The organism is Nitrosophilus sp. (assembly GCF_982775275.1).
The window spans coordinates 1,631-2,777 of the sequence record NZ_CEXZHP010000095.1; the positions used below are offsets into that span (position 1 = coordinate 1,631).

General features: G+C 31.6%; 1 protein-coding gene. It reads left to right on the top strand.

Annotation, left to right across the window (positions count from 1 at the left end):
• Positions 1 to 68 precede the first annotated feature (68 nt).
• Positions 69 to 1,147 (top strand): DNA primase (gene dnaG, locus AC30RD_RS05660; protein ID WP_489493365.1); only part of this gene is annotated, 1,079 nt, incomplete at its 3' end.

Here is a 1,147-nt window from a genome sequence, read left to right on the forward strand (position 1 = left end):
CTACTCAACCATTTTAACCAAAATCAACCATTTAACCTCTTAGCTACAATTTTTGCTATAATCTATATATGATAGATAAAAGATCAATTGAACAGTTAAAACAGACCATAGACATAGTAGATGTTATAAGCAACTATTTAGAGCTTAAAAAGAGTGGAGCAAATTATAAAGCTTTATGCCCTTTTCATAATGAAGATACTCCAAGTTTTGTAGTAAGTCCTTCAAAACAGATCTTTCACTGTTTTGGATGCGGTATTGGAGGAGATGCTATAAAGTTTGTTATGGAATATGAAAAATTATCATATCCTGAAGCTATAGAAAAACTTGCTTCAATGTTTAATATCCATTTAAATTATAGCGATAACAAAGAAAATTTTAACAATTTAAATAAAATCTTAAAAGAGATTAACAAGTTTTATAAAAAGATGCTCGATCTCAATAAAGAGGCTACGCAATATCTTAAAAATAGGGGTGTTTACGAATCAAGCATAGAAAAGTTTGAAATCGGATATGCTCCAAGTTCAAATGAGACATTAAGTTTTTTGAAAAAGATGCATATACCATTTCAAGAAGCCATAGAAGCTGGAGTTTTAGCTTTAGATAAAGATAGAGTTTATGCAAGATTTATTGAGAGAATAACTTTTCCAATATACTCTCCAAATAATCAATTGGTCGGTTTTGGAGGAAGAACCATATCTAACCATCCTGCAAAATATATAAACTCGCCGCAAACTAAACTTTTTAACAAATCAAAACTTTTATATGGATACCATTTAGCAAAAGATAAGATTTTCAAAACAAAATCTATAATAATAACCGAAGGTTATCTAGATGTAATAATGCTTCATCAAGCAGGCTTTTCTAATGCGGTTGCCACCCTTGGAACAGCTCTTACAAAAGAGCACCTACCTCTTTTAAGAAGGGGGGAGCCAAAAATTATATTGGCCTATGATGGAGATAAAGCTGGAATCGCCGCGGCTTTAAAAGCTTCAAAAATGCTTGCTTCATCAGATATAGAAGGTGGAGTAGTTCTTTTTATGAATGATAAAGATCCTGCAGACATGGTAAAAGATGGCAAAATAAAAGAGCTTCAAAATATGTTTAGGCATCCAAAACCTTTTATAGAGTTTGTTTTAGAGCATATAGC